At 70.1% G+C, this 24,816-nt stretch carries 16 protein-coding genes; 5 read left to right on the forward strand and 11 right to left on the reverse strand.

Annotated elements, in window-relative coordinates; all coding sequences use genetic code 11:
* Nucleotides 1-92 precede the first annotated feature (92 nt).
* Entirely contained in the window at nucleotides 93-1,583 is a 1,491-nt protein-coding gene (locus tag ASD78_RS13820) for an O-antigen ligase family protein (RefSeq protein ID WP_056102382.1), read from the forward strand.
* A gap of 266 nt (nucleotides 1,584-1,849) precedes the next feature.
* Here the strand turns inward: ASD78_RS13820 and ASD78_RS13825 are convergent, their stop codons facing one another.
* Together ASD78_RS13825 and ASD78_RS13830 are read right to left on the reverse strand one after the other, a co-directional pair.
* Nucleotides 1,850-2,434, reverse strand: coding sequence for an energy transducer TonB (locus tag ASD78_RS13825; RefSeq protein WP_056102384.1), 585 nt, complete (start codon nucleotides 2,432-2,434; stop codon nucleotides 1,850-1,852).
* A 103-nt stretch (nucleotides 2,435-2,537) separates the two neighbouring features.
* Nucleotides 2,538-3,194 (reverse strand): energy transducer TonB, encoded by a 657-nt coding sequence (locus ASD78_RS13830; protein WP_055906434.1) that lies wholly within the window; start codon nucleotides 3,192-3,194, stop codon nucleotides 2,538-2,540.
* A 163-nt stretch (nucleotides 3,195-3,357) separates the two neighbouring features.
* Between ASD78_RS13830 and serS the strand changes: the two genes are divergently transcribed.
* Nucleotides 3,358-4,650 carry a serine--tRNA ligase gene (gene serS, locus ASD78_RS13835; protein WP_056102387.1) on the forward strand — a complete coding sequence of 431 codons (1,293 nt, stop codon included), beginning with the start codon at nucleotides 3,358-3,360 and terminating at the stop codon, nucleotides 4,648-4,650.
* A 586-nt stretch (nucleotides 4,651-5,236) separates the two neighbouring features.
* On the opposite strand, the gene pgl is transcribed toward serS, so the two are convergent.
* The 4 genes from pgl to ASD78_RS13855 all read right to left on the reverse strand — a co-directional run bounded on the left by pgl (nucleotide 5,237) and on the right by ASD78_RS13855 (nucleotide 9,840).
* Entirely contained in the window at nucleotides 5,237-5,926 is a 690-nt protein-coding gene (gene pgl / locus ASD78_RS13840) for a 6-phosphogluconolactonase (RefSeq protein WP_055907131.1), read from the reverse strand.
* 87 nt (nucleotides 5,927-6,013) lie between these two features.
* A complete protein-coding gene (glk, locus tag ASD78_RS13845; protein ID WP_055906439.1) occupies nucleotides 6,014-7,000 on the reverse strand; it encodes a glucokinase in 987 nt (328 codons plus the stop codon).
* Entirely contained in the window at nucleotides 6,997-8,421 is a 1,425-nt protein-coding gene (gene zwf / locus ASD78_RS13850) for a glucose-6-phosphate dehydrogenase (protein WP_055906442.1), read from the reverse strand. Before zwf ends, glk begins: the two co-directional genes overlap by 4 nt.
* A gap of 45 nt (nucleotides 8,422-8,466) precedes the next feature.
* Nucleotides 8,467-9,840 carry a GH1 family beta-glucosidase gene (locus tag ASD78_RS13855; protein WP_056102390.1) on the reverse strand — a complete coding sequence of 458 codons (1,374 nt, stop codon included), beginning with the start codon at nucleotides 9,838-9,840 and terminating at the stop codon, nucleotides 8,467-8,469.
* A gap of 123 nt (nucleotides 9,841-9,963) precedes the next feature.
* Here ASD78_RS13855 and ugpC point away from each other — a divergent pair, with 123 nt between their 5' ends.
* Nucleotides 9,964-11,076, forward strand: a complete 1,113-nt coding sequence (gene ugpC / locus ASD78_RS13860) for a sn-glycerol-3-phosphate ABC transporter ATP-binding protein UgpC (RefSeq protein WP_056102395.1) — start codon at nucleotides 9,964-9,966, stop codon at nucleotides 11,074-11,076.
* 26 nt (nucleotides 11,077-11,102) lie between these two features.
* On the opposite strand, the gene ASD78_RS13865 is transcribed toward ugpC, so the two are convergent.
* From ASD78_RS13865 to ASD78_RS13880, 5 genes are all read right to left on the reverse strand, one after another.
* Nucleotides 11,103-12,368: an MFS transporter gene (locus tag ASD78_RS13865; RefSeq protein ID WP_235566503.1), complete on the reverse strand. Its 1,266-nt coding sequence runs from the start codon at nucleotides 12,366-12,368 to the stop codon at nucleotides 11,103-11,105.
* Nucleotides 12,369-12,585: 217 nt separating this feature from the next.
* Nucleotides 12,586-14,985, reverse strand: coding sequence for a TonB-dependent receptor (locus tag ASD78_RS13870; RefSeq protein ID WP_056102398.1), 2,400 nt, complete (start codon nucleotides 14,983-14,985; stop codon nucleotides 12,586-12,588).
* A gap of 82 nt (nucleotides 14,986-15,067) precedes the next feature.
* Nucleotides 15,068-18,091 (reverse strand): beta-phosphoglucomutase, encoded by a 3,024-nt coding sequence (gene pgmB, locus ASD78_RS13875; RefSeq protein WP_156087762.1) that lies wholly within the window; start codon nucleotides 18,089-18,091, stop codon nucleotides 15,068-15,070.
* Nucleotides 18,092-18,229: 138 nt separating this feature from the next.
* Nucleotides 18,230-18,394, reverse strand: coding sequence for a hypothetical protein (locus tag ASD78_RS20795; protein ID WP_156087763.1), 165 nt, complete (start codon nucleotides 18,392-18,394; stop codon nucleotides 18,230-18,232).
* A gap of 42 nt (nucleotides 18,395-18,436) precedes the next feature.
* Nucleotides 18,437-19,450 (reverse strand): LacI family DNA-binding transcriptional regulator, encoded by a 1,014-nt coding sequence (locus tag ASD78_RS13880; RefSeq protein WP_055906458.1) that lies wholly within the window; start codon nucleotides 19,448-19,450, stop codon nucleotides 18,437-18,439.
* Nucleotides 19,451-19,748: 298 nt separating this feature from the next.
* On the opposite strand from ASD78_RS13880, the gene smc reads away from it, so the two are divergent.
* Nucleotides 19,749-23,252 (forward strand): chromosome segregation protein SMC, encoded by a 3,504-nt coding sequence (gene smc / locus ASD78_RS13885; RefSeq protein WP_056102405.1) that lies wholly within the window; start codon nucleotides 19,749-19,751, stop codon nucleotides 23,250-23,252.
* A gap of 194 nt (nucleotides 23,253-23,446) precedes the next feature.
* Nucleotides 23,447-24,199 (forward strand): cell division protein ZipA, encoded by a 753-nt coding sequence (gene zipA / locus ASD78_RS13890; protein WP_056102408.1) that lies wholly within the window; start codon nucleotides 23,447-23,449, stop codon nucleotides 24,197-24,199.
* Nucleotides 24,200-24,816: the final 617 nt, after the last annotated feature.

A 24,816-nucleotide genomic window follows, 5' to 3' on the forward strand; every position in this document is an offset into this window, starting at 1 on the left:
GATGCAGCTTCCCCCACGCTGCCTGACGATGCCGGCGCGGCGACAGTGCGCCCGACCGCGCCGCCGCGCTGCAGCCGCGCAGGCGATCGCGCATGGCTGAGCACGCGACCGCGATGGCCCCTGTGGCCCGCGACTCCGATGCGCGCGATGCGCGCGCGACGCCGCTAGCCTGGTACTCCGATACCGCCGCCGAGCTGCCGCCGTGGCTGCGCTGCGCCGCCTTGCTCGCGCTCGCCTATCAGGCGTTCTTCGCCCTGACCGATATCGGCCTGTACCTGCGCCCCGAACTCGGCGCCGGCGTGCTGCTGCTGTTGCTGTGCTGCGCCGGCCGCCGGCCCTGGCGCGAGCTGTCGGCGCAACCGGCCGTGCGTGCGCTGGCGCTGCTGATCGCGTTCCTGATCGCCCAGGCGGTGTATGCGGCGGTGAGCGTGGCGCCGGCGATACCGCTGTCCGCGCAGTTGTCGACCGCGGGCAAGCTGGTGCGGCTGGCGCTGTTCACCTGCGTGATCGGCTGGTGGCTGTCGCTGATGCCGCGTGCGATCCCGCGCCTGGTCGTGCTGATGGGCGCAGGCCTGTTGCTGTCGGTGCTGATCTATCTGCCGTGGACCCAGGGCGAAGCCTTGTGGGCCGGCCGCCTGCGCGCCGATCTGGGCATCCCGGAAAACCTCACCGGTCAATTGGCGGCGGTCGGCGGCTGGTTGGCCTTGTGCCTGCTGATGGCGCTGTGGGCACAACGGCGCGAGCCCGGCCGGCGCGCCTTGCTGGCGATCGGTTTCCTCGCCTATGCGGGCTGCTTCTGCCTGCTGCTGTTCTCGCAGTCGCGCGGCGCCTGGCTGGCGTTCGCCGCGGTCACGCCGCCGGTGGTGCTGGCCTATGCCTGGCACTTGTACCGCCGCGGCGGCGCGCGCGCGATCGGCGCGCTGCTGCCGGTGCTGGCCGCGGCGCTGGTGTCGGTGCTGCTGCTGTTCGCGGCGCGCGATCTGATCAGCTCGCGTTTCGCCGGGTCCGAGACCGTGATGACCGAGGCCCAGCAGGCCGCGGATGCGGGTACGGTCGCCATTGCCCCGGCCGCGCCTGACGCCGGCGCCGCCAAACCCGCCGACGCGGCCGCGGCGCAGCAGACCCAGATCAACAACAAGGCCGTCAGCGTGCGCATGGCGCTGTACCGGCTGGGCGTGGAGAAGTGGCTGGAGCGGCCGCTGCTGGGCTGGGGCCTGCGCACCACGCCCAGCCTGATCGCCGACAGCCGCCGCGACATGGCCGGCCAGCACCACATGCACCTGCACAACACCTACCTGGACGCGCTGGTGGGCTTGGGTACGCTCGGCACCGTGCTGCTGGCGCTGGCGTTCGCCCTGGTGCTGCGCGAGGCCTTGCTGGCCTGGCGTCGCGGCTGGGTGCCGGTGGCCGGGTTCTGGGCCCTGATCGGCAGCGTCGGCATCGTGCTGGTGGCGAACAACTTCGATTCGCTGCTGTGGCGTTTCGAGTACGGCCGTGCGCCGCTGGAGTTCCTGTTCGGCACGTGTCTGGCCTGGGGCCTGATCCGGCGTCGTGGCGAGGGCGGGCGGGGTGTCGGCGGTTGAGGGTGAGGGCTCGCGGGTCGTGAGTCGCGGGTCTGCCGGGTGGTTCGGCGTGGGTGGGAGGTCATCGCGGCTTACGCCGCTCCCACAGGAAGCCTCGGCTGCCTCGCTGACCACGGTTGAAAGTTGCGTAAGCCGTGATGGCGAAGGCTGGCCTTCGCACACTTCCACGTCGGTCACATCGCTCCGGCCGCCCTGCGGCGGCCGGAGCCCGCTCTCCCCCGATCCCTGCTATGCGCGCGGTTCGCCGGGTCTGCGGTTTACCGCGTTCAGGCCTGCGGCTTGAACTCGATGGGCACTTCCACCACCGCCGGTACCGGCTTGCCGTTGCGCGTGGCCGGGGCGAAGTGCCAGCGGCGCACCGCGTCCTGGGCGGCGCGGTCGAGCTCGCGCGAGTTGCTGCGGCGGACGAAGTCGATCTCGCCCGGGGTGCCGTCGGCGCCCACGTTCACCCGCAGCAGCACGTCGCCGCCTTCGCCGCGACGCAGCGCGGTGGCCGGGTACTCGGGTTGCGGACTGCGGTTGGCGATCCGCTCGGGAGCGGTTTCGCGCGGCACGGTCACGGCCGGCTTGGTCGGTTTGGGCTTGGCGGCGCTGGCGACGGACTTGCGCTCGCTGCGCTCGGCTTCGGGCCCGGCGGTGGGCGTGGTGGCGTCGGTGGGCATCGGCAGTACGCTGGCATCCGGAGGCAGCGCGATCGGCGCCGGTGTGCGTTGGCTGAGCACGTACCAGATCAGCAGGATCGCGGCCAGCAGCACCAGCAGCCAGAGGCCGGCACGGTTGCGCGCAGGCGCGTCGGCGTCCACGGTGGTTTGCGGGCGGTTGTCGCGGTGTTCCAGCGTGTTGTCCGTCATGGTGTCCCTCCTCGATCGTCCCCGGTGTGCGGGGTGGCGACTCGACTTTCCTCACGCCGGTGTTAGCGGCGAGTGAGGCGGAGGGGGTTACGGCGTTACGCGTTCAGCGACTGGCATCGAATGTGATCGGGACCATCACAGTGCCGCCGACCGGCTGGCCGTTGGCCAGGGCGGGGCGGAAACGCCAGCGCCGGACCGCGTCCTGGGCCGCGCGGTCGAGCAGACGCGAGCCGCTGCTGTTGGCCACGCTGACCTCGCCCGGCACGCCGTCCGCACCGATCTGCGCGCGAACGGTGACGGTGCCGCTCTCGCCGCGGCGCAGCGCCTGAGGCGGATAACGCGGCGGCGGGTTCTGGCCCGGGATCGGCTTGGGATCGGAACCGGCAACCGCGGCCTGCGGCGGCGCCGACGGTCGCGCCGGCGCGATGGCGTCGGCCGGGCGCGGCGGGGCGGTCTCGACCAGGCGCGGCTGGTCCGCACCGGCGGCAGGCGCATTGGCCTGCGGCGCGGGGCCGACGCCGCTGCCTTCGCTGCCGGACATCGGCGCCGGCAGCGGTGCGTAGTTCGGACCGGCCGCGGTCGGCGGAGCGATGCCGTCGGCGCGGTAGAAGTCGTGCTTGCGCGCGCGCGACCAGACCAGGGCGAACAGGATCAGGCCCAGCGCGAACGCGCCCAGGACCCACCACAGCGCCTTGCGTGAGGGCCGCCAGGCGGCCAGGTCGAGGCTGGGGCGGGTGGGCGCGGGGGACGGTGTCGACATGCGGTATCCGGCTACGGGCGGGCAGGGGCTGCCGGCATTCTGCATCGATCCGGGTTAATACGTTGGAAATCGGTCGCGCTTTGAACCGCGCCGGGTGCCGCGCATTGGCCCTGAACGCGGTTAGCACGCGATAATCGCGTTCCGCTTCCCCACCGGTTCCGCCATGCTCGATCCCAACCTGCTGCGCCAGCAACCCGCCGAACTCGCCGCGCGCCTGCGCGACGCCCGCGGTTTCGTCCTCGACGCCACCGCGCTGGAGTCGCTGGAAAGCGAGCGCAAGCAGATCCAGATCCGCACCCAGGAGCTGCAGAACCTGCGCAACACCCGCTCCAAGGCGATCGGCCAGGCCAAGGCCAAGGGCGAGGATGTCGCCCCGCTGATGGCCGAGGTGGCCGGTTTCGGCGACGAGCTCAAGGCCAGCGAGCTGCGCCTGGACGAAATCCGCGGCCAGATCGAGGCGGTGGCGCTGGGCATCCCGAACCTGCCGCACGAGTCGGTCCCGGCCGGCCAGGACGAGACCGGCAATGTCGAACAGCACCGCTGGGGCGCGCCGCGCGCATTCAATTTCACGGTCAAGGACCACGTCGAGCTCGGCGCCCGCAAGGGCTGGCTGGACGGCGACACCGCCGCCAAGCTGTCGGGCGCGCGCTTCACCGTGCTGCGCGGCCAGCTGGCGCGGCTGCACCGAGCGCTGGCGCAATTCATGCTGGATCTGCACGTCGACCAGCACGGCTACCAGGAAACCAACGTGCCGCTGCTGGTCAACGCCGATTCCATGCGCGGTACCGGCCAGTTGCCGAAGTTCGAGGACGACCTGTTCGCGACCACGGTCGGCGAGGGCGAGGCGGCCAGCAAGCGCTACCTGATCCCGACCTCGGAAGTCCCGCTGACCAACATCGTGCGCGACGAGATCGTCGAGGACGCGGCGCTGCCGCTGCGCATGACTGCGCATTCGATGTGTTTCCGCGCCGAAGCCGGCAGCCACGGCCGCGACACCCGCGGCATGATCCGCCAGCACCAGTTCGAGAAGGTCGAGCTGGTCACCATCGCGCGTCCTGACGAGAGCTACGACGAGCACGAACGCATGACCCGCTGCGCCGAAGTCGTGCTGGAGAAGCTCGGCCTGCCGTACCGGCGCGTGCTGCTGTGCACCGGCGACATGGGCTTCGCCGCGACCAAGACCTACGACCTGGAAGTCTGGCTGCCCAGCCAGGAGACCTACCGCGAAATTTCCTCCTGTTCGAACTGCGAGACTTTCCAGGCCCGCCGCATGCAGGCGCGCTGGCGCAACCCGGCCACCGGCAAACCGGAGCTGGTGCACACGCTCAACGGCTCCGGCGTCGCGGTCGGCCGCGCCCTGATCGCGGTGATGGAGAACTACCAGAACGCCGACGGCACGATCGAAGTGCCCGAGGCGCTGCGTCCGTACATGGGTGGGGTCGAGTACATCGACTGAACTCGTTGCCTTGGGGGCCATCGACGGCATGCCCGCCGCTGGCCTCATGCGCGCACCGAGCTTCCTGTGGGAGCGACGTAAGTCGCGATCGTCGTTCCCGTATGGGAACGTGGCATCGCCGCAAGCGCGGTGGCGCAATCGCGACTTACGTCGCTCCCACAGGAAGTCTGCGGATTTCGCGCGAGTAGGATGCGGTAAGCCGTCAGGCGCCCCGCATCGCCGGATGTGCGGCAATACGGCGGTGTACCGGAGTTCGACGATGCGGTTGTCACCGCATCCTACGGGCTGAAACCCGTTGCCTTGAAGGCCACGGCACGCCGCCGCCGATGGCCTCATGCGTGCACCGAGCCTCCTATGGGAGCGGCGTAAGCCGCGATGCGGCCGCCGTAGGATGCGGTAAGCCGAAGGCGCACCGCATCGCGCAAATCCCGGGGCACGACGACACCGGACGATGCGGTTGTCATCCTAGGTCGCGATGCCTGCTAGGCGATCAACAGAGCCGCTAGCGCCGCCAGGACCGAAAATCCGAGCAGTAGTCCAGCTTGGTTAGTAGGCGGTTCCGGGCCCGCGCCGCGCCGCAAGCCGCTCACTCGCACCAATGCACATGCAACGGCGAGCCGCTTCCGGCTTCCAGCGCCGCCAGCACCGGATAGCGCCGCACGTCGCCGTTGCGCAGGGCGGCTTCGAACACTTCGCGTTTGCGTTCGCCCTGGATCAGCAGCAGCCGGGTCTGCACCCGCGCCAGTCCGGTCCGGGTCAGGCTGATCCGGCGCGGCCAGCGTTGCGCGCCGGGGGCGCCGTTGGCGTCGATGGCGATATAGGCCTGGCGGCTTTCGAGCGCGCGCGACAGGTCCAGGGTGTTGGGGAACAGCGACGCGGTGTGGCCGTCCTCGCCCATGCCCAGCACCGCGGCGCTGGCGCCGAGTTGCGCATGCGCATTGGCGACGGCGACGGCGTCCTCGATCCGGCGTCCGGCCAGGGTCAGCGGTTCGAAGCGTGCGGCGGCGGCGTGGTCGTGCAGCAGCTGGCTGCGGACCAGGTGGGCGTTGCTGTCGGGGTCGTTCGGCAGCAGCCAGCGTTCATCGACCAGGCCGATGTCGACCCGGCTCCAATCCAGCGGCGCCTTGGACAGTGCGCGATAGACCGGGCCGGGCGTGCTGCCGCCCGACAGCAGCAGGCGCGCACGCGGGCGCAGCAACAGGTCGCGGCGCAGTTCCGCCGCGATCGCGACCGCGCAGGCCCAGGTCCACACATCGCGACCGCGATGCGCGTGCATCACGTAACGTGCGGTTTCCGGCTCCGGAGGACCGGCCGGGACGGGCGACGGATCGTCGAGCATCGGTCGATCTTCGCACGATCCACCTCAGCGTGGCGTGTGCCGGGCCAAGGCCGCCGCGCCCAGCAAACCGGGCTGGGGATGGGTCACGGCGAGGGTGGGAATGCGCGCCATCGTCGGCGAAAAGCGGCCCTTGTGTTCGAAACGCTGGCGGAAACCGGAATGTTGCAGCCAGGGCATCAGGCGCGGCACCAGGCCGCCGGGCAGGAACACGCCGTCCCAGGCGCCCAGGGTCAGGACCAGGTCGCCGGCGGCGGCGCCGTACACCGCGCAGAACACGTCGATCGCGCGCAGGCAGCGGGCGTCGCCTTCACGCGCCATCGCGGTGATGTCGGCCGGCGCCAGCGGGCCCGGGTCTTCGCCGGCGATCTGGCTCAGGGCGCGATGCAGATTGACCAGGCCGCTGCCGCTGACCAGGCGCTCGTTGGACACGCGACCGAATTCGCCCGACAGGCGCTGCAGGATTTCGATTTCCTCCGGCGTGCCCGGCGCGAAGCTGACGTGGCCGCCTTCGGTCTGCAGCGGGTAGTAGCGGCCGTCGCGGCGGATCAGGCCGCCGACGCCAAGCCCGGTGCCGGCGCCGATGATGGCGTAGGTGCGGTCGCCGCCGTCGTCGAAGCCGTGCCAGGCGTTGCCGCCGATCGCGACCACGTCCTGCGGGCGCAGCAGCGACACCGCCATCGCCTGCGCGGCGAAGTCGTTGATCAGTTGCAGGCGTTCCAGGCCCAGGGCCTGACGCGTGCGCGCGGCCGAGATCACCCAGGGATGGTTGGTGATGCGCGCCTCGTCGCCGTCGACGCGGCCGGCGACCGCGAACACGGCTTCGCTGGGCGTCGCGCCGATGCGGTCGAGGTAGTGGCGCGCGGCGTCGGCCAGGGACGGGAAGTCGGCGACGGCGAACACCTGCACGCTGTCCTCGCGCAGCGGTTGTTCGTGCTGCGGCATGGCCAGGGCGAAGCGTGCGTTGGTGCCGCCGATATCGGCCAGCAGGGTTTCCGGTGCGGCAGTGCTCATGCTTCGCCTCCGCGGCCCTGGCGCAGGGTCGCCGGCAGGAATTCGGCGGCCTCGGCCGGGCCCCAGGAGCCGGCCGGGTAGTCGAGCACCGGCTGGACGGTGCGGCTCCAGGCGCGCTCGACGCTGTCGATCCATTGCCAGGCCGATTCGACCTCGTCGTCGCGCACGAACAGGGTCTGGTTGCCGCGCAGCGCGTCGACGAGCAGGCGCTCGTAGGCGATCCGGCGCTGCGGCGAGTTCGACATCGACAGGTCCAGCGACATCGGCCGCAGCTCCAGCGCGCCCCATTCGGGCGCGGCCAGGCTGCCCATCAGGCCCAGTTCCACGGTTTCGTCGGGTTGCAGGCGCATGCGCAGGCGGTTGGGGCGCTCGCGTCCGCGCGCGGGGCGCTCGAACAGCCAGTGCGAGACCGGCTTGAACGAGACCACCACCTCGGTCGCGCGCGTGGCCAGGCGCTTGCCGGTGACCAGGCGGAACGGCACGCCGGCCCAGCGCCAGTTGTCGATCCAGGTGCGCAGGCCGACGAAGGTTTCCACCGGCGAGTCGTGGACGAAGCCCTTGACCGCGCGGCCCTCGACCACGCCGGCGCCGTAGCGGCCGCGCACGGTGTCGCGGGCAGCGTCGGCTTCGCTCATCGGGCGCAGCGCGCGCAGTACTTTGCGTTTCTCCTCGCGGATGCTGTCGGCGTCCAGGGTCGAGGGCGGTTCCATCGCGATCAGCGCCAGCAGCTGCAGCATGTGGTTCTGGACCATGTCGCGCAGGGCGCCGTAGCCGGCGTAGTACTCCTCGCGGCCGTCGACGCCAGCGGTCTCGGCGACCAGGATGTCGACCGATTCGATCCAGCGGTGCTGCCACACCGCTTCCAGCAGGGTGTTGCCCAGGCGCAGCGCCAACAGGTTCTGCACCGCGGCCTTGCCCAGGTAGTGGTCGATGCGGAAGATCCGCGACTCGTCCAGGCAGGCGCGCAGCGCGGCGTTGATCTCGCGCGCCGAGGCCAGGTCGCGGCCGATCGGTTTTTCCAGCACCAGCCGCGACGGATCGGCGAGCACGCCGGCCGCGCTCAGGCCCTGCGCCACCGACACGAACAGGTCCGGCGGCGTGGCCAGGTAGCTCACGCTGGGGCGGTCGGCGTAGCGCGACAGCGCCGCGGCGATCGCGTCGGTGTCGCGCAGATCGACCGCGACGTAGGCGATGCAGCGCAGCAGGCCGTCCACCGCCGGGGCGTCGTCGGCTGCCTCGGCCGCCATGCGTTCGCGCAGCCAGGCGCGAAATTCCTCGTCGCTCATCTCCTGCCGCCCGACCGCGATCAGGCGGAAGTCGGGCGGCAGCAAGCGGTCGCGCCAGAGGTGGATCAGCGACGGGAACAGGTAGCGCTGGGCGAGATCACCCGTGGCGCCGAACAGCAACAGAGTGTCGTGCATGGCGCCGGCGCCTGGTTTGGTCGGAGACCGTTGTGGTCGGAACCGTTAAGGTAGCGGCTCGGACAGCGAGCGGCCATGCGTGGCGATCACGTTCGAGTACCACTTCGCGCTGTCCTTGGGGGTGCGGTCCTGGGTCGCGTAGTTCACGTGGACCACGCCGAAGCGCTTGGAATAGCCCAGCGACCACTCCAGGTTGTCCAGCAGCGACCAGACCATGTAGCCGCGGATGTCGCAGCCGGCCTGGATCGCGTCGTGGATCGCGCTGATGTGCTTTTGCAGGTAGTCCATGCGCAGCGGATCGCGCACGCGGCGCTCGCCGCTGGCGTCGGGCTCGGCGACCGGCGGGTCGAAGAAGGCTGCGCCGTTCTCGGTGACGTACATCGGGATGTCGCCGTAGCGCTGCTTGAACCAAGTCAGGGTGTCGGTCAGGCCCTGCGGGAACACTTCCCAGCCGGTCTCGGTGTAGGTGCCCGAGGGCTGGCGTACCACGCCGGTGTTGAGCGGGTAGCTGACCGCGTCCTTGGTGACGCTGCGGGTGTAGTAGTTGATGCCGACGAAATCGAGCTTCTGCTTGATCAGCTCGTAGTCCTCGGCCGGCCATTCCGGCCAGGCCTCGCCGAAGATCTCGCGCAGTTCCGGCGGGTAGGAGCCGAGCAGGGCGGGGTCGAGGTACTGCTCGTTCATGTAGGCGTGGGCGCGCTGGACCGCGGCGGCGTCGGCGGCCGAATCGGTGGCGGCGTACTTGGGCTCGATGTTCACCACCAGGCCGATCTCGTGCTGGCCGATCGCGCGGTAGGCCTGCACCGCGGCGCCGTGCGCGCGCATCAGGTTGTGCGAGGCGATCGGCGCTTCGAAGCGGCTGCGGTGGCCCGGCGCGAGCGCGCCGTGCAGGTAGCCGCCGTCGGTGATGACCCAGGGTTCGTTGAGGGTGACCCACTTCTTGACCCGGCCGTCGAGCGCGCGGTACAGCACGCTTCCGTACTCGGCGAACCAGTCGGCGCAGTCGCGGTTGAGCCAGCCGCCGCGGTCGTCGAGCGCGGCCGGCATGTCCCAGTGGTACAGGGTCAGCAGCGGCTCGATGCCGTTGGCCAGCAGCTCGTCGACCAGGCGCGAATAGAAATCGACGCCGGCCTGGTTCACCCGGTCGGTGCCGTCGGGCAGGATCCGCGACCACGACACGCTGAAACGGTAGGCCTGCAGGCCCAGGCGCTTCATCAGGGCGACATCGTCCTTCCAGCGCCGGTAGTGGTCGCAGGCGACGTCGCCGGTATCGCCGTTGAGGGTCATGCCCGGGGTGTGCGCGAAGCGCGTCCAGATGCTGGGGCCGGCGCCGTCGGCGAGCGGAGAGCCTTCGATCTGGTGGGCCGCGGTGGCCGCGCCCCACAGGAACCCCTCGGGAAAGACACGAACTTGACTCATCGCTGCTGGGCCTCCGGTGCGGGCGCTGTGTTGAATGCTGGCGTGCATGTAAACGGTTACATGGCAGAATAGCCCAGGGCGACGACAATTGCATCGTCGCTGGGGCCACGATCGGGAGATTTCATGGCGAAGGTCACGCTTGAGCGTCTGCGCAAGGTCTATCCGAACGGTTTCGTCGGCGTCGACGGGGCCAGTTTCGAGATCCGCGACGGCGAGCTGCTGGTATTGGTGGGGCCTTCGGGCTGCGGCAAATCGACCCTGCTGCGGATGATCGCAGGCCTGGAAACGATCAGCGGCGGCGAGCTGCGCATCGGCGAGCGCGTGGTCAACGAGGTCCCGCCCAAGGACCGCGACATCGCTATGGTGTTTCAAAGCTACGCCCTGTACCCGCACATGACCGTGGCCGAGAACCTCGGCTTCGGGCTCAAGCTGCGCGGCGCGTCCAAGGCCGAGATCGAGGCCCGCGTCGGCGAGGCGGCGGCCACGCTGGAGCTGCAACCGCTGCTGCAACGCAAGCCGGCCGCGCTGTCCGGCGGCCAGCGCCAGCGCGTCGCCCTGGGTCGGGCGCTGGTGCGGCAGCCGCAGGTGTTCCTGCTCGACGAACCGCTGTCCAACCTCGACGCCAAGCTGCGCATGGGCATGCGGGTCGAGATCGCGCGCCTGCACCGCCAGCTCGGCACCACCATGGTCTACGTCACCCACGACCAGATCGAGGCCATGACCCTGGGCCAGCGCATCGTCGTGCTCAAGGACGGCAAGATCCAGCAGATCGATACGCCGATGGCGCTGTACCGGCACCCGGCCAATCTGTTCGTGGCGACCTTCCTCGGCAGCCCGAAGATGAATCTGCTCGGGGGCGAGGTGATCGAACGCGACGGTTTGCGCTTGCGCATCGCCGACGGCGTGGAGCTGCCGCTGCAGCCCGACGAAGCCTTGCGCGAGACGGTGCGCGGCTATCTCGGCCGCCAGCTCACCGTCGGCCTGCGTCCGGAGGACATGCACCTGGCGCAGGCCGCGCCCGAGCGCCTGGCGGCGCGGGTGGAAGTGGTCGAGCCGGTCGGCAACGAGGCCTTCCTCAACCTGGCCTGCGGCGGCTGCGACCTGGTGCTGCGGCTGCCGCCTTACGACCTGCCCGCGCCCGGCGACACCGTGCACCTGGGCTATGCGCCCGAACGCATGCATTACTTCGATCCGCAGACCGAACTCAACCTGCGCGCGCCGCCGGCCGCGGACTGAGCGCGCGCCTGCGGGCCGGCGCGTCGTCAGTTCCCGGCCTGCGCGGCCAGGGCCGCGTCGGCGCGCAGGCTCTGCCGCTTCAGGCCGACGATCGCCAGCAGCAGCAAGGCCATCGGCGCCAGCGACAGATAGAACGCGGTCTCGCCGCCGGCGCGCGCGAACAGCTGGCCGGTGACGAAGGAGCCGGTGGTGCCGCCCAGGGCCGAGAACACCACGATCAAACCGGTCATGGCCGCATGCCGCGACTTCGGCAGCGCGCTCAGCACCACCGAGTTGATCGCCGGATAGATCGGCGCCATGAACAGGCCGATCAGCGGGAACACGTAGGCCGCGGCCGGAGCGTGGGTCCAGCTCGCGTTCGGGTCCGGACGCATGCCCGCGGCCAGCGGCAGCGCCAGCAGCACCAGCGCGGCCATCGCCAGCACGCAGGCGATCAGCAGCCAATGCCAGGGCACGCGCCGCAGCAGCAGGCCGGCGCCGAGCCGGCCCAGCGCCAGCGACACCGCGAAGATGCTCGCCGCCTGCACGCTCATGGTCGTGGGCAGGTGCAGGATTTCGCGGTTGAAGGTCGGCAGCCAGGTGCCGATGCTCTGTTCGATCAGCACGTACAGGAAGGCCGAAGCCAGGAACACGCCGATCAACGGCTGCGCGACCAGGCGGAACATGTCGAAGAAGGCCTCGCCCGGGGCGTGGCCGTCGCGCGCGGCGGATTCGTCCAGGCGGCTGACCGTCAGCAGCAGCGCGGTCGCGGCGGCGACCGCGGCGATCACCCAGTACACCCGCAGCCAGCGCGGATCGGCCGGCGATTCGGGATTGATGAAGCTGGCGAACAGCCAATAGCCGGCGAGCACGCCGACCATGAACCAGCCTTCGATGGTGCTGGTCAGGCTGGCGTGCTGCTGCTTGCCGTCGGTGAGCAGGCCGATCGAGGAATACACCGAGACCTTGGCCAGCGCGAACGAAGCGCCGACGGTGGCGAACAGCAGCTTGGTCGCCCAGAACGCGTGCAGCAGCGGCATCAGCGCGCAGGCCGCGGCGACCAGGCTCAGGCCCAGGATCATCGCGCGCCGGTAGCCCAGGCGCGGCAGCAGCGAGGCGGTGAGGAAGGACACGATCGCGATCGGCAGGTCCTTGAAGGCCTCCAGAAAACTGGCGTCGGCCTTGTTCACGCCGAAGCCCTGGATCGCCTGCAGGATCACGGTGCCGACACTGTTGAGCAGCACCGCGAACACCATGTAGGTCAGGACCATCGCCAGGATCATGCGGCCGCGGTGGCTGCCGGTGGAGGTCATGCGTTGCTCCGGCGCGCGAGCCCATCGGGCCGCGCGCTATGGTTAAAAAGACCGTTCGCGGCCGTTGCCGATGCCGCCTGCGCCTTGGAGGGAGGGTCGCGCAGGCTAGCGTTGCCGGATCGCGCCGCGAACGGGCTTCGAAAACCGCGCGCCGTGCGGCGCGGGGCGGTCGAAAGCGACGGGCGCAGCATCGCATGCGCGCCCGCCGCCGCCGCGCTCACCAGCGGTAGGCCGCGGAGAGCTGGTAGGAGCGCCCGGCGATCGGCCGGCCCAGGAACACCCCGCCGGTGGCCGCGCCGGGCACGCGCACATTGCCTTCGGTCAGGCCGAGCTCGTCGCTGACGTTGCTGCCGCTGGCGGTGAACTCCCAATGCTCGCCGACGTGCAGGTTCGCGCCCACGTCGAGCGTGTGGTACGAGGGCAGCTGCTGGGTGTTGGCCAGGTCGGCGTAGCGGTCGCCGATGTGCGAGTAGGTCGCGAACAGCTTGAGATCGCCGACCGGCAGGGTCCAGAAGTAGCTCGGGGTGATGCGGAACTGGGTCTTGGGCTGGCGCATCACCTGGTTGCCGGTGAACTCGCGGTAGTTCTCGTACTGGGCGTCCAGCCAGACCCCGGTCGCGCGCAGCTCGAAACCGCCGAAGGGACGGACCGCGCCTTCCAGCTCGACGCCGTAGGCGCGCGAATCGCCGACCGTGGTGAAGTTGGTGCCGTCGTCGAGGAAGGCCTGGAACGGCGAGTTGGTGAAGCTGTTGTAGAACGCGGTCAGGTACAGGTCGTAGACCGAATTGCCGGACTTGAAGCCCAGCTCGTACTGGTCGACTTCCTGGACCTTGTTGTTGCCGTCGCGCAGGCTGTCGAAGGTCGGCAGCTTGTAGCCGGAGTTAGCGCGCGCGAACAGGCTGGAGGTGTCGTTGAGCTTGAAGTTCAGGCCCAGGGTCCAGGAGAAATGCTTGTCGTCCTGGTCGATGCGGCGGCTGCTGGGCAGCGAGATCGAGGTGTTGTTGTCGTAGAGCGTGTTCGGGTTGCCGTCCAGGTCGACGCTGGCGGTGTTGTGGACGGTGCCGTCGACCTGCTGCCATTCGTAGCGGATGCCGCCGTCCAGGCGCAGGCGGTCGTTGATCTGCCACTCGTCGGCCAGGAACACGGCGGTGTTCTGGCCGTCGTAGTCGCCGCGCAGCGAGAAGAACGAGGTGCCGACGAAACCGTCGCGGGTGACCTGGCGGCCGTCGGCCAGGGTCACGTCGATGCGGCGCGCGTTGTTCTGCGCGGTCAGCAGCATGTTGTTGCCCAGGTACCAGGTGTCCTTGGACGAGTAGCGCGCGTAGTACACGCTGGCGGTGAGGGTGTTGCCCTCGAACAGGTCGCGGCTGAAGCGCAGGTCGTTGGTGAAGGACTCGATCTCCTTGTCGACCACCCAGAAGCCGGCGGTCAGCACCTGCTGGTTCGGGTCGACCGCGCCGCCGCCGTTGGTGTAGGTAGCGGTGCCGGGGCTGCCGAAGGAGGCGATGTAGGAGCTGATGGTCTGCGGGCTGGCGCCGGTGAACAGGCCGTTGGTCGGGGCGCTGCCGCTGACGTGGTTGACGCGGTCGCTGATGGTCCAGTCGCCGACGTAGAAGTCCATCGAGGCGCCGAACACGTCCAGGTTGATGCCGCGGCCGTCGGCCAGATCGCGGCTGATGGTCTCGCCGTTGGGGCCGGTCGGAATGGTGACGCGGCGGAAGTCGTTGCCGAGCAGAGTGCCGCTTTGCGCGTTCAGGCCCGGGAAGCTGGACAGGTCCTTGCCGTTGTTGCGCGACAGCAGCGGGATCGGAGTGAAGAAGGCGTTCTTGTCGTCGGTGTGGCGCGCGTACAGGGTGACCTCGCCGCTGTCCCAGCTGCGGGTCAGGCTGGCGCTGAACTGGCCGCCCTTGTCGGCCGGGAACTGGGTGTCGCGGACGCCGTCGGTGACCCGGTAGAAGCCGCCGATGCTGTAGTACCAGCCTTCGCCGAGCTTGCCGCTGTTGAACACGTCGACCCGGCGCAGGTTGTCGCTGCCGGCGGTCACGCGCAGGCTGCCTTCGGTTTCTTCGCCGCCTTTCTTCTGGATGAAGTTGACCGTGGCGCCGGGCTGGCCGTTGGAGAAGATCGGGCTGGGGCCGCCGCGCAGCACTTCCATGCGGTCGATGGTGTCGTCCATGCGGAACAGGGTGGAGTTTTCCAGGAACGACAGGGTCGGCGGCGGGAACAGCGGCGCGCCGTCCATCTGCACGGTCACGAACGGGGCGTCGCCTTCCGACGGCATGCCGCGCACGAAGATGTTGGCGCCGGTGCTGCCGCCGGCCGATTCGGCCCAGATACCGGGCACGACCTTGAGCGCGTCGGCGGTGCTCAGCGGCACCGCTTCCTGCAACTGCTCCAGCGAGGCGGTGGTGATGGAGAAGCTGGCGTCGCGCTTGCGCACGCCCTTGAAGCGCGCGGTACCGCTGACCACGACCGCGTCCAGCGTGGTGGCTTCGCTTTCGCCGGCCTGCGGCGCGTCCGCGGCCGGCGCCGCGTCCTGCGCGCGCACGTAGCCCGGGGCCAGCGCGGCCGCGATGGCCATCGACAACGCATAACGGATCAGAGACTGCTGCTGCATGGTGTTCTCCCCACTCCTCAGAATGTCATGTTGGTGTACGTCGGCGCGCCGTTCGGCGGCGCGTCGATGCGGTGGACAAGGTTCAGCGCGATACGAAAGCGTCCAGGTCGAAGGCGGCGATGTTCGGCAGGTGGGCGTCCGCGCCCGGCAGCGCAGCCGGGTCGCCGATCCCGACCGCGGCCATGCCGGCGGCGCGGATCGCGACGATGCCGGCGGCGGCGTCCTCGATGCCGATGCAGCGCTCGGGCGCCACGCCCAGCGCCTGGGCCACGCTCAGGAAAATCTCGGGGTCGGGCTTGGCGAGGGCGATGGTCGCGGCGTCGGCGATCCAGTCGAAGCGCTCGGCGATGCCCAGGCGCTGCACCAGCAGCGCCGCGTTCTTGCTGGCCGAGGCCAGGCCGAGCTTGAGCCCGCGTGCGCGCGCCGCGTCGAGCAGGGCGGCCGCGCCCGCGAACAGGTCCTGCGGCCCGACCTGTTCGATCGCGGCGCGGTAGTAGCCGTTCTTGCGTTCGGCCAGGGCGTGGCGCTCGGCGGCGTCGAACGGACGCGTCGCGCGCTCCAGGATGATCGCCAGCGAGGCCTCGCGGTCCACGCCCTTCAGGCGCAGGTTCACGGTCTCGTCGAAGGGCACGCCGATCTCGTCGGCCAGGCGCTTCCAGGCCAGGTAATGGGTATGGGCGGTGTCGGTGAGCACGCCGTCGAGGTCGAAGATCAGGGCCTGCGCCGGACGCGGGAAAACAGCCGGCGCGGCATCGGCGGCGACCGCCAGCGCGACCTCCTGCGCGGCCTGCGTGGTCAGCAGCAGGCGCTGCCCGGCATGCACGATTTCCAGCGGTTCGCCTTCGATCAGCCGATAGCGCACCTGCGCGCCCTCGACGCCGACGTGCAGCTCGCGCCCGCGCCAGCGCAGGCCGAAGCCGTAGCCGTTCCAGCGCGCCGGCAGGGTGGGGGCGAAATGCAGCTCGCCCTCGATCGTGCGCAGCCCGGCGAAGCCTTGGGTCAGCGCCAGCCAGCTGCCGGCCATCGCCGCCATATGTACGCCGTGGTCGGTGTTGCCGTGCAGGTCGTCCAGGTCGACGCGCAGGCTGGCGTCGAAATAGGCCAGCGCCCGGTCGGCCAGGCCGACTTCGCTGGCGAGGATGCCGAACATCGACGCCGACAGGGTCGAGTCGTGGGTGGTCACCGCCTCGTAGTAGTCGTAGCTGCGGCGCTTGCGCGCGCGGTCGATGTCCGCGCCGGCCAGCACCAGCGCCATCACCACGTCGGCCTGCTTGCAGACCTGGTAGCGGTAGAGCGTGAGCGGGTGGTAGTCCAGCAGCAGCGGCCGGTGCTCGCCCTGGCGCGGCGGGAACGGCCAGCGCGGCTTGTCCAGGAAACCGTCGTCCTGCGCGTACACGCCCAGGCGCTCGTCGTAGGGCAGGTACATCGCCTCGGCGGCGCGCTCCCAGATCGCGACTTCGTCCGCGTCCAGGGCCAGGCGCGCGGCCAGCGCCGCGGCCTCGGCCGGGCGATCGGCGAGCAGGCGCCGCCACACCGCGACCGCGCGCCGCAGATGCTGCTGGGCCATGCGGTTGGTGTAGTAGTTGTTGTCGACCATGGCCGTGTATTCGTCCGGCCCGGTGACTTCATGGATGCAGAACGCGTCGCCGCGGCGCGGATTGAAGTGGCCGATCTGCGGCCAGATGCGCGCGGTCTCGAACAGCATCTCGGCGCCGCCGTCGAGCAGGAAGCCGATGTCGTCGCTGGCGTCGAAGTACAGGCCGATCGCGTAGGCGATGGCGGCGTTGATGTGGTACGCAGCCGAGCCGGAGGGGTAGTGCGCCGAGCATTCGCCGCCGGCGATGGTGCGCCAGGGGTACAGCGCGCCGGCCGGGTGGTTCATCTCGCGCGCATGCGCCCGCGCGGCGGCGAGCATGCCGTGGCGCGACTGCAGCATCGCCCGCGCCACTTCCGGCGCGGTGTAGGCCATCACCGGCAGCACGAAGGCTTCGGTGTCCCAGAAGCAATGACCTTCGTAGCCTTCACCGGTCAGGCCCTTGGCGGCGGTGCCGGACACGCCGTCGCGGCCGGCCGACTGCCACAGGTGGAACAGGTTGAAGCGCAGCGCGAGCTCGGCCTGCGGATCGCCGTCGATGGACAGCTCGGCGTCGCGCCAGAACTCCGCCATCGCCCCGGCCTGCAGCGCGGCCAGGGCCTCGTAGCCCGCATCGGCGGCCGCGGCCAGCGCGGTGTCGACGCGCGCGTCCAGGCCCGCGGCCTCGGCGGCGCTGGCGTAGGCGACGAACTTTTCCAGCACGACGCCGGCGCCGGGCGTCAGCTGCGCTTCGTAGCGTTGCGCGGCGCGGGCGTCGTCGGCTTCGGCCGCGCTGAAGTGCAGTGCGGCCGAGGCCTGCGGCAGGCGATGGCGCTGGCCGCACAGGACCGCGCCGGTGCCGCGATGGGTGCGCTGGCCGTAGCGGGCCTGCACGGCGTCGGCGCGCGCGCCGTTGCCGAGCAGGCCCTCGCTGCCGGACACGCCGATGCGCGGATCGTCGCCCTGGACCGCAGCCCGATGGCCGCTTTCGATCGCCGAGACCAGCGCGATCGGCCCGCTGTAGTCGATCGAGGCGACCCGGTAGCGGATCGCGAGCAGGTCGCAGCCGCCGGGGTGCACGTTCAGCGGCACCACGCGTTCGGCATGGATCTCGACGGTCGCGCCTTTGGCGCTGCGCAGACGCATGCGCCGGCGCAGCGCGCCGGTGTGCAGGTCGAGTTCGCGTTCGAAGGCGAGCACCTCGGCGCTGTCCGGGTCCAGGCGTTCCTGGCCCAGCCAGATTTCGATGCGCTTGCCGTCGGCGACCGGCACCCGCGTGTCGGTGCTTAGGGCGAAGCCGCGGAAGCGCTCGTGGTAGTGGATCGGGTTCTGTTCGTAGACCGCGGCCAGATAGCAGCCGTCGCCGTCGCCGCGGCCTTCCTCGAAGCCGCCGCGCACGCCCAGCGAGCCGTTGGCGAGCGCGAAGAGGGTCGAATCGCGCTGCCGGCGCTGCGGTTCGTAACGGTCCTGGCGCAGGCGCCAGCCGCGGTCGGCATCGAGGTCGGGAAGAGCGGAGGAATTCGGATCGGTCACGCGTCGCTGGCCTGCTTGCTGGACCGCCGGTCGGCGGCTGGAGGCGGACGCTAGAGGCGCATTGTTATCGATGTCAAGTTATCGATAACAAATTGCAGGAAGGGATCGGCGAGCGACAGCGGAAGGCCGCGGGTTCAGTTATGCGATTCGCGCGGCGACGCCGGCCAAGCGCTTGATTTCAAGCGGATTGGGGATTGCCGCGCAGCCGACTCGCGAGACTAGGCCGATGCCGTGCGCGGCGACCACGGCCGCTTCATTCGCGCTGCGCCGCAGCACGCCGCTGCGCCGCTGTTCGCTGCGCAACTTTTCATAGCGCCGCTCCTAGTAGCGCTGTACCCGAGCGGCTCAAGTCACCCGCACCACCAGATTGGTGGCGAGGATTTCCGATTCCGCCGGCTGGCCCTCGATCAGGGCCAGGATCTTGCGCGCCAGCAGCACCCCGGCGTCGGTGAAGTTCTGGTGCACCGAGGTCAGCGGCGGCAGGTAGGTCGCGCCCAGCGGGGTGTCGTCGTAGCCGATCACCGACACGTCCTCGGGCACGCGCCGGCCGCGCTCGATCAGGGCCCGGATCGCGCCGATCGCGAGCAGGTCGCTGGCCGCGAACAGGGCGTCGAACTGCGGATGCTCGTCGAGCAGGCCGTGCACCGCGGCCGCGCCGGCGCTGACGGTCAGGGCCGGCACCGGCGGCGTGAGCGGGGTCAGGCCGTGGCGGGCGAGGGCGCGGCTGTAGCCGTCCAGGCGCTCGGCGAACTCGCCGTGGGCGGGATCGCCGAGGAACACCGGCCGGCGCCGGCCCAAGGCCAGGAAACGTTCCGCGGCGAGGGCGCCGCCGCGCTGGTTGTCGCTGCCGACCACCACCTGCGATTCGTGCCGGCTGACCGCGCCCCAGACCACCATCGGCCGGCCCCAGCGCTCGACCTGGTGCATCGCATCCTCGTGCGCGCCCTGGCCGAGCAGGATCACCCCGTCGGCGGCCTGCACGCTGGGCAGACCGCCGCCCTGCAGCGAGGTCAGCAGCACCGCGTAGCCGGACGAGGTCAGCTCCTGGCTGATGCCGCCCAGCAGGTCCAGCGGGTAGGGCCCGGACATCTGGCGCTCGATGGTCGGGGTCATCTCGACCACCACCGCCACGGTCATGCTGCGGCGCAGGCGCAGATTGCGTGCGGAGATGTTGAACATGTAGCCCTGGGTCTCGGCGAGGGCCTTGATCTGGGCGCGGGTCTCGGGATTGACCAGGGGGCTGTCGCGCAGCGCGCGCGAGACCGTGATCGCCGAGACCCCGGCCAGCTTGGCCAGGTCGGCCATGGTCGGGCTGTCGCCGGGTTCCTTCTTGCGGCGTTGGGCGCGGGGTCGGCTCATCGGCCTGGCTACCTTGCGTTGCGGACGGTCGCGGACCGCGTCCGGGTCCGCGGCGTCATCAATAGCATGACCGCCGTTGCGGATCGCAGCAGCGCAGGCGCCGGATAGCTTTGCCGATCCGGGGCCTTGCCGGCCCGGCGATGGCTCGGCGAGGCCGCCGCAGGCCCGTTATACTCACGAGGCTGTGCGGCGTTTTCGCCGTATATCGTCTAGAATAATCAGTAATTTAGACGAACTACTTCATCTTCCTTGGTATCTACGGCGGCGCCTGCGGGCGCGCCAGAGGCAACCCCGCCGCATGCGTCTGTCCACGATCAAGCTCTCCGGTTTCAAGTCCTTCGTCGATCCGACCACGTTGCACCTGCCCACCAACATGACCGGCGTGGTCGGTCCCAACGGCTGCGGCAAGTCCAACATCATCGACGCGGTGCGCTGGGTGATGGGCGAGAGCTCGGCCAGCCGCCTGCGCGGCGACTCGCTGACCGACGTGATCTTCGCCGGCTCCTCGGCGCGCAAGCCGGTGTCGCAGGCGATGGTCGAGCTGATCTTCGACAACTCCGACCACACCATCACCGGCGAATTCGCCGCGTTCAACGAGATCTCGGTCAAGCGCACCGTCAGCCGCGACGGCACCAGCCAGTACTACCTTAACGGCGGCAAGTGCCGGCGCCGCGACATCACCGATCTGTTCCTCGGCACCGGCCTGGGCCCGCGCAGCTACTCGATCATCGAGCAGGGCATGATCAGCCAGATCATCGAGGCCAAGCCCGAGGAACTGCGCGTCTATCTCGAAGAAGCCGCCGGCATCTCCAAGTACAAGGAGCGCCGCCGCGAGACCGAGACCCGCATCCGCCACACCCGCGAAAACCTCGACCGCCTCAACGACCTGCGCGAGGAAGTCGGCAAGCAGCTCGAACACCTGCGCCGCCAGGCCCGCCAGGCCGAGCAGTACCAGGCGATCCAGGCCGAGCGCCGGGTCAAGGACGCCGAGTGGAAGGCGCTGGAGCACCGCGCCCTCGACCAGAAGCTGCAATCGCAGCGCGAGAAGCTGTCGCAGCAGGAAACCCGCCTGCAGCAGCTGATCGCCGAACAGCGCGAGGCCGAGCGCGAGCTCGAGACCGGCCGCGTCCGCCGCGAGGAAGCCGCCGAGGCCTTGAACAAGGCCCAGGCCGCCAGCTACGAAGTCGGCGGCGCCCTGGCGCGGATCGAACAGCAGATCCAGCACCAGCGCGAAATGACCACCCGCCTGCAGCGCGCCCGCGACGAAGCCGCCGCGCAGCTGGCCGAACTGGGCAGCCACATCGGCAGCGACCAGGACCGTCTGGACGCCCTGCGCGCCGCGGTCGAGGACGCCGAGCCGCGCCTGGAAGCCCTGCGCGACAGCGATGAAGCGCGCCAGGAGGCCCTGCGCGACGCCGAGACCAAGCTCAACGAGTGGCAGCAGCGCTGGGACGCGCACAGCCGCGAGCAGGCCGAAGCCGCGCGCGCCGCCGATGTCGAGCGCACCCGCATCGAAGGCCTGGACCGTCAAAGCCTGGACGCCGACCGCCGCCGCGAGCTGCTGTCGAACGAACGCACCGGCCTGGACCTGGCCGCATTGGCCGCCGCCTTCGAGCAGATCCAGGCCCAGCACGACGTCCAGAAGGAATCGCTGGAAGGTCTGAGCCACGAACTGGAAACCCGCAAGGGCAGCGTCACCGAACTGCAGGAGCAGCAACGCGGTACCCAGTCCGAACTGGCCGAGGTACGCAAGCAGGCCCAGGCCGCGCGCGGCCGCCTGTCGTCGCTGGAGACCCTGCAGCACGCCGCGCTGGGCCAGGAGCAGGGCGCGGCCGTGAACTGGCTGCGCGCGCGCGGACTGGACAGCGCCGCCCGCGTCGGCGAACGCCTGGACGTGGACGCCGGCTGGGAGAACGCGGTCGAAAGCGCGCTCGGCCAGCTCATCGAAGGCGTGCTGGTCGATGCTCCGGAAACCCTGGTCGATGCGATCGGCGAGCTCGGCGACGGCCGCCTCAGCCTGGTTTCGCCCGAGGCCGACGACAGCGTTTACCCGGCGACCTCGCTGGCCGCCAAGGTGCGCGGCCCGCGCGCGATCCGGCGCCTGCTCGCGCGCCTGCACACCGCCGAGGACCTGGCCGCGGCGCGCGCGCTGCTGCCCTCGCTGGGCGAAGGCGACTCGGTCATCACCCGCAGCGGCGAGCGCTACGGCGAAGGCTGGGTGCGGGTGCTGCGTTCCGGCGACGCCCAGCAGGGCGCGCTGCTGCGCGAACGCGAAATCCAGAGCCTGCGCGGCGACATCGACAGCTTGTTGAACCGCGAGCGCGAACTCGAATCGCTGCTGGTACAGCTGCGCGACCGCACCCTGGCCGCCGAACAGCAGCGCGAAGACGCCCAGCGCGGCCTGTACATGGCCCACCGCAGCGTGTCCGAACTCGCCGGCCAGCTGCAGAGCCAGCAGGGCCGCCTGGATTCGGCGCGCGGCCGGATCGAGAAGATCGAAGCCGAGCTCGAACAACTGATCATCACCCTCGACAGCAGCCGCGAGCAGGCCCGCGACGCGCGCGCCCGCCAGGAAGCCGCGGTCGAGCGCATGGGCGAACTCGAAGACTCGCGCCTGGCGCTGGAGTCCGAGCGCCGCAGCCTCAGCGACGCGCGCGATGCCGCCCGCAACGCCGCGCGCGAATCCCGCGACACCGCGCACGCCCTGGCCCTGACCCTGGAAGCGCAGCGCACCCAGATCGTCGGCCTGTCGCAGGCCCTGGACCGCATGGGCGGCCAGCGCGGCCAGCTCGACAGCCGCCTGGGCGAACTCGCCGCGCAGCTGGCCGAAGGCGACCAGCCGGTGCAATCGCTGGAAACCCAGCGCCAGGTCGCGCTGGAGCAGCGCGTGCTCGCCGAGCAGACCCTGGCCAGCGCGCGCAGCCAGCTCGACGGCATCGACAATGATCTGCGCCGCTTCGAGCAGACCCGCCACCAGCGCGACGAGCAGGCCCTGCAGCAGCGCGAAGCCATCGGCCAGCGCCGCCTCGAACAGCAGGCGCTGGTGCTCAAGGCCGAAACCCTGTCGGCGGCCATCGCCGAAGCCGGCTTCGTGCTCGAAGACGTGGTCAACACCTTGACCGACGACATGCAGCCGCAGGTCTGGGAGCGCACCGTCTCCGAACTGGACGGCAAGCTGCGCCGGCTGGAACCGGTCAACCTGGCCGCCATCGCCGAGCACGCCGAGGCCGCGACCCGCAAGGATTACCTGGACGCGCAGTACACCGACCTCACCACCGCCCTGGAAACCCTCGAAGACGCGATCCGCAAGATCGACCGCGAGACCCGCGGCCGCTTCAAGGACACCTTCGACCGGGTCAACTCCGGCGTGCAGGAGCTGTACCCGCGCCTGTTCGGCGGCGGTCACGCCTATCTCGAACTCACCGGCGAAGACCTGCTCGACACCGGCGTGGCGATCATGGCGCGTCCGCCCGGCAAGCGCGTGTCGAACATCTCGCTGCTGTCCGGCGGCGAGAAGGCGATGACCGCGGTGGCGCTGGTGTTCGCGATCTTCCGCCTCAATCCGGCGCCGTTCTGTCTGCTCGACGAGGTCGACGCGCCGCTGGACGAAGCCAACGTCGGCCGCTTCACGGCGATGGTCAGCGAGATGAGCGAACAGGTACAGTTCCTGTTCGTGAGCCACAACAAGGCGACGATGGAAGCCGCGCAGCAGCTGTCGGGCGTCACCATGCGCGAGCCGGGCGTGAGCCGCCTGGTCTCGGTGGATCTGGCCGAAGCGACGCGTCTTGCAGGCGCGGCCTAAGCGGCCGCGCCGGGATTAGTGATTCGAGATTCGGGATTAGCAAGAGCCGCTGCCCGGCTCGTGATGTCGCATCGCAACTGCTTTTTGCAGTTAACTTAGGAGCCGGGACCGGGTAGGGAATCGAAAGTCGGCGCAGGTGCTTCGACGAATCCCGAATCCCGAATCCCGAATCTCCGCATTCAAAGGAGCAATCGATGTCCGAAGTGACCCTGCTGCGGATCGGCATCCTGATCGCCGGCTTGATACTGATCGGCGCGATCGTGTTCTTCGGCCGTCCGCGCAAGCCCGGGCAGGGCAAGCGACTGGCGCGCGAGAACGCCGGCGAGCCGGGCAAGGGCGAGACCGGACGCCGCGAGCCGACCCTGGGCGAACTGATCCAGGGCGATGCCGAGCCCGGCACCGGCGAGAGCACCCGCCAGGCCGAGCTGGACATGTTCGACCGTACCCTCGAAGGCGGCGGCGCCGGCAGCGAACTCGGCCGCCGCGCCACCGAGGAATTCGACAAGATCGTGACCCTGTACCTGGCCGCGCGCGCCGGCGCCAAGTTGCACGGCCCGGACATCGTGGTCGCGGCCGAGAAGGCCGGCCTGGTCTACGGCCACATGGGCGTATTCCACCGCCTGGTCGAAAACCACCCCGAGCGCGGCCCGGTGTTCAGCGTCGCCAACATCATGAAGCCCGGCAGTTTCGACATGGCCCAGATCCAGGCCCTGGAAACCCCGGCGATCGCGTTCTTCCTGACCCTGCCGGCGCCGGTGCCCGCGCTCGACGCCTGGGAAACCATGCTGCCGACCGCGCAGCGCATGGCCGAACTGCTCGACGGCGTGGTCCTGGACGAACAGCGCAACGCGCTCGGCCGCCAGCGCATCGCCCACCTGCGCGACGAATTGCGCGCCTACGATCGCCAACGCGAAGCGCCGCCGCTGACGCGGCCTACGCGCTGGTAAGGCACAGGCGCTGGTAAGGGCATAGGCCGCCGGTTCGCTACGCAATCGCGACCCACATCGCTGCTGCTTTCGGGTAGGAGCGGCGTAAGCCGCGACCACGCCCCTTCGGCCATTGCGCAGGTCGCGGCTCACGCCGCTCCTACCCCAAGGCAACGCATCGGAGCCATCGGGACACGGGTTATGCAGACACGGACCGTTGTAAGAGCGGCGTAAGTCGCGACCACGCCCCTTCGGCTACCGCGCAGGTCGCGGCTCACGCCGCTCCTACCCCAAGGCAATGCATCGAAGCCGACGGGACACGGGTTATGCAGACACGGGCCGTTGTAGGAGCGGCGTAAGCCGCGACCACGCCCCTTCGGCCACCGCGCAGGTCGCGGCTCACGCCGCTCCTACCCCAAGGCAACGCATCGAAGCCGACGGGACACGGGTAGACCAGGCACCGGCCATGTTGCTGCTTTCGGGTAGGAGCGGCGTAAGCCGCGACCACGCCTCCTCGGCTACCGCGCAGGTCGCGGCTCACGCCGCTCCTACCCCAAGGCAACGCATCGAAGCCGACGGGACACGGTTGACCAGGCACGGGCCGTTGTAGGAGCGGCGTAAGCCGCGATGCGCCTCCT

The organism is Lysobacter sp. Root667, assembly GCF_001427715.1.
In the GTDB taxonomy this organism is placed as follows: domain Bacteria; phylum Pseudomonadota; class Gammaproteobacteria; order Xanthomonadales; family Xanthomonadaceae; genus Lysobacter.

Coding starts and splice junctions, on each gene's coding strand:
- ASD78_RS13820 (WP_056102382.1), top strand. CDS start 93: ATGGCTGAGCACGCGACCGCGATGGCCCCTGTGGCCCGCGACTCCGAT.
- ASD78_RS13825 (WP_056102384.1), bottom strand. CDS start 2,434: ATGACGGACAACACGCTGGAACACCGCGACAACCGCCCGCAAACCACC.
- ASD78_RS13830 (WP_055906434.1), bottom strand. CDS start 3,194: ATGTCGACACCGTCCCCCGCGCCCACCCGCCCCAGCCTCGACCTGGCC.
- serS (WP_056102387.1), top strand. CDS start 3,358: ATGCTCGATCCCAACCTGCTGCGCCAGCAACCCGCCGAACTCGCCGCG.
- pgl (WP_055907131.1), bottom strand. CDS start 5,926: ATGCACGCGCATCGCGGTCGCGATGTGTGGACCTGGGCCTGCGCGGTC.
- glk (WP_055906439.1), bottom strand. CDS start 7,000: ATGAGCACTGCCGCACCGGAAACCCTGCTGGCCGATATCGGCGGCACC.
- zwf (WP_055906442.1), bottom strand. CDS start 8,421: ATGCACGACACTCTGTTGCTGTTCGGCGCCACGGGTGATCTCGCCCAG.
- ASD78_RS13855 (WP_056102390.1), bottom strand. CDS start 9,840: ATGAGTCAAGTTCGTGTCTTTCCCGAGGGGTTCCTGTGGGGCGCGGCC.
- ugpC (WP_056102395.1), top strand. CDS start 9,964: ATGGCGAAGGTCACGCTTGAGCGTCTGCGCAAGGTCTATCCGAACGGT.
- ASD78_RS13865 (WP_235566503.1), bottom strand. CDS start 12,368: ATGACCTCCACCGGCAGCCACCGCGGCCGCATGATCCTGGCGATGGTC.
- ASD78_RS13870 (WP_056102398.1), bottom strand. CDS start 14,985: ATGCAGCAGCAGTCTCTGATCCGTTATGCGTTGTCGATGGCCATCGCG.
- ASD78_RS13880 (WP_055906458.1), bottom strand. CDS start 19,450: ATGAGCCGACCCCGCGCCCAACGCCGCAAGAAGGAACCCGGCGACAGC.
- smc (WP_056102405.1), top strand. CDS start 19,749: ATGCGTCTGTCCACGATCAAGCTCTCCGGTTTCAAGTCCTTCGTCGAT.
- zipA (WP_056102408.1), top strand. CDS start 23,447: ATGTCCGAAGTGACCCTGCTGCGGATCGGCATCCTGATCGCCGGCTTG.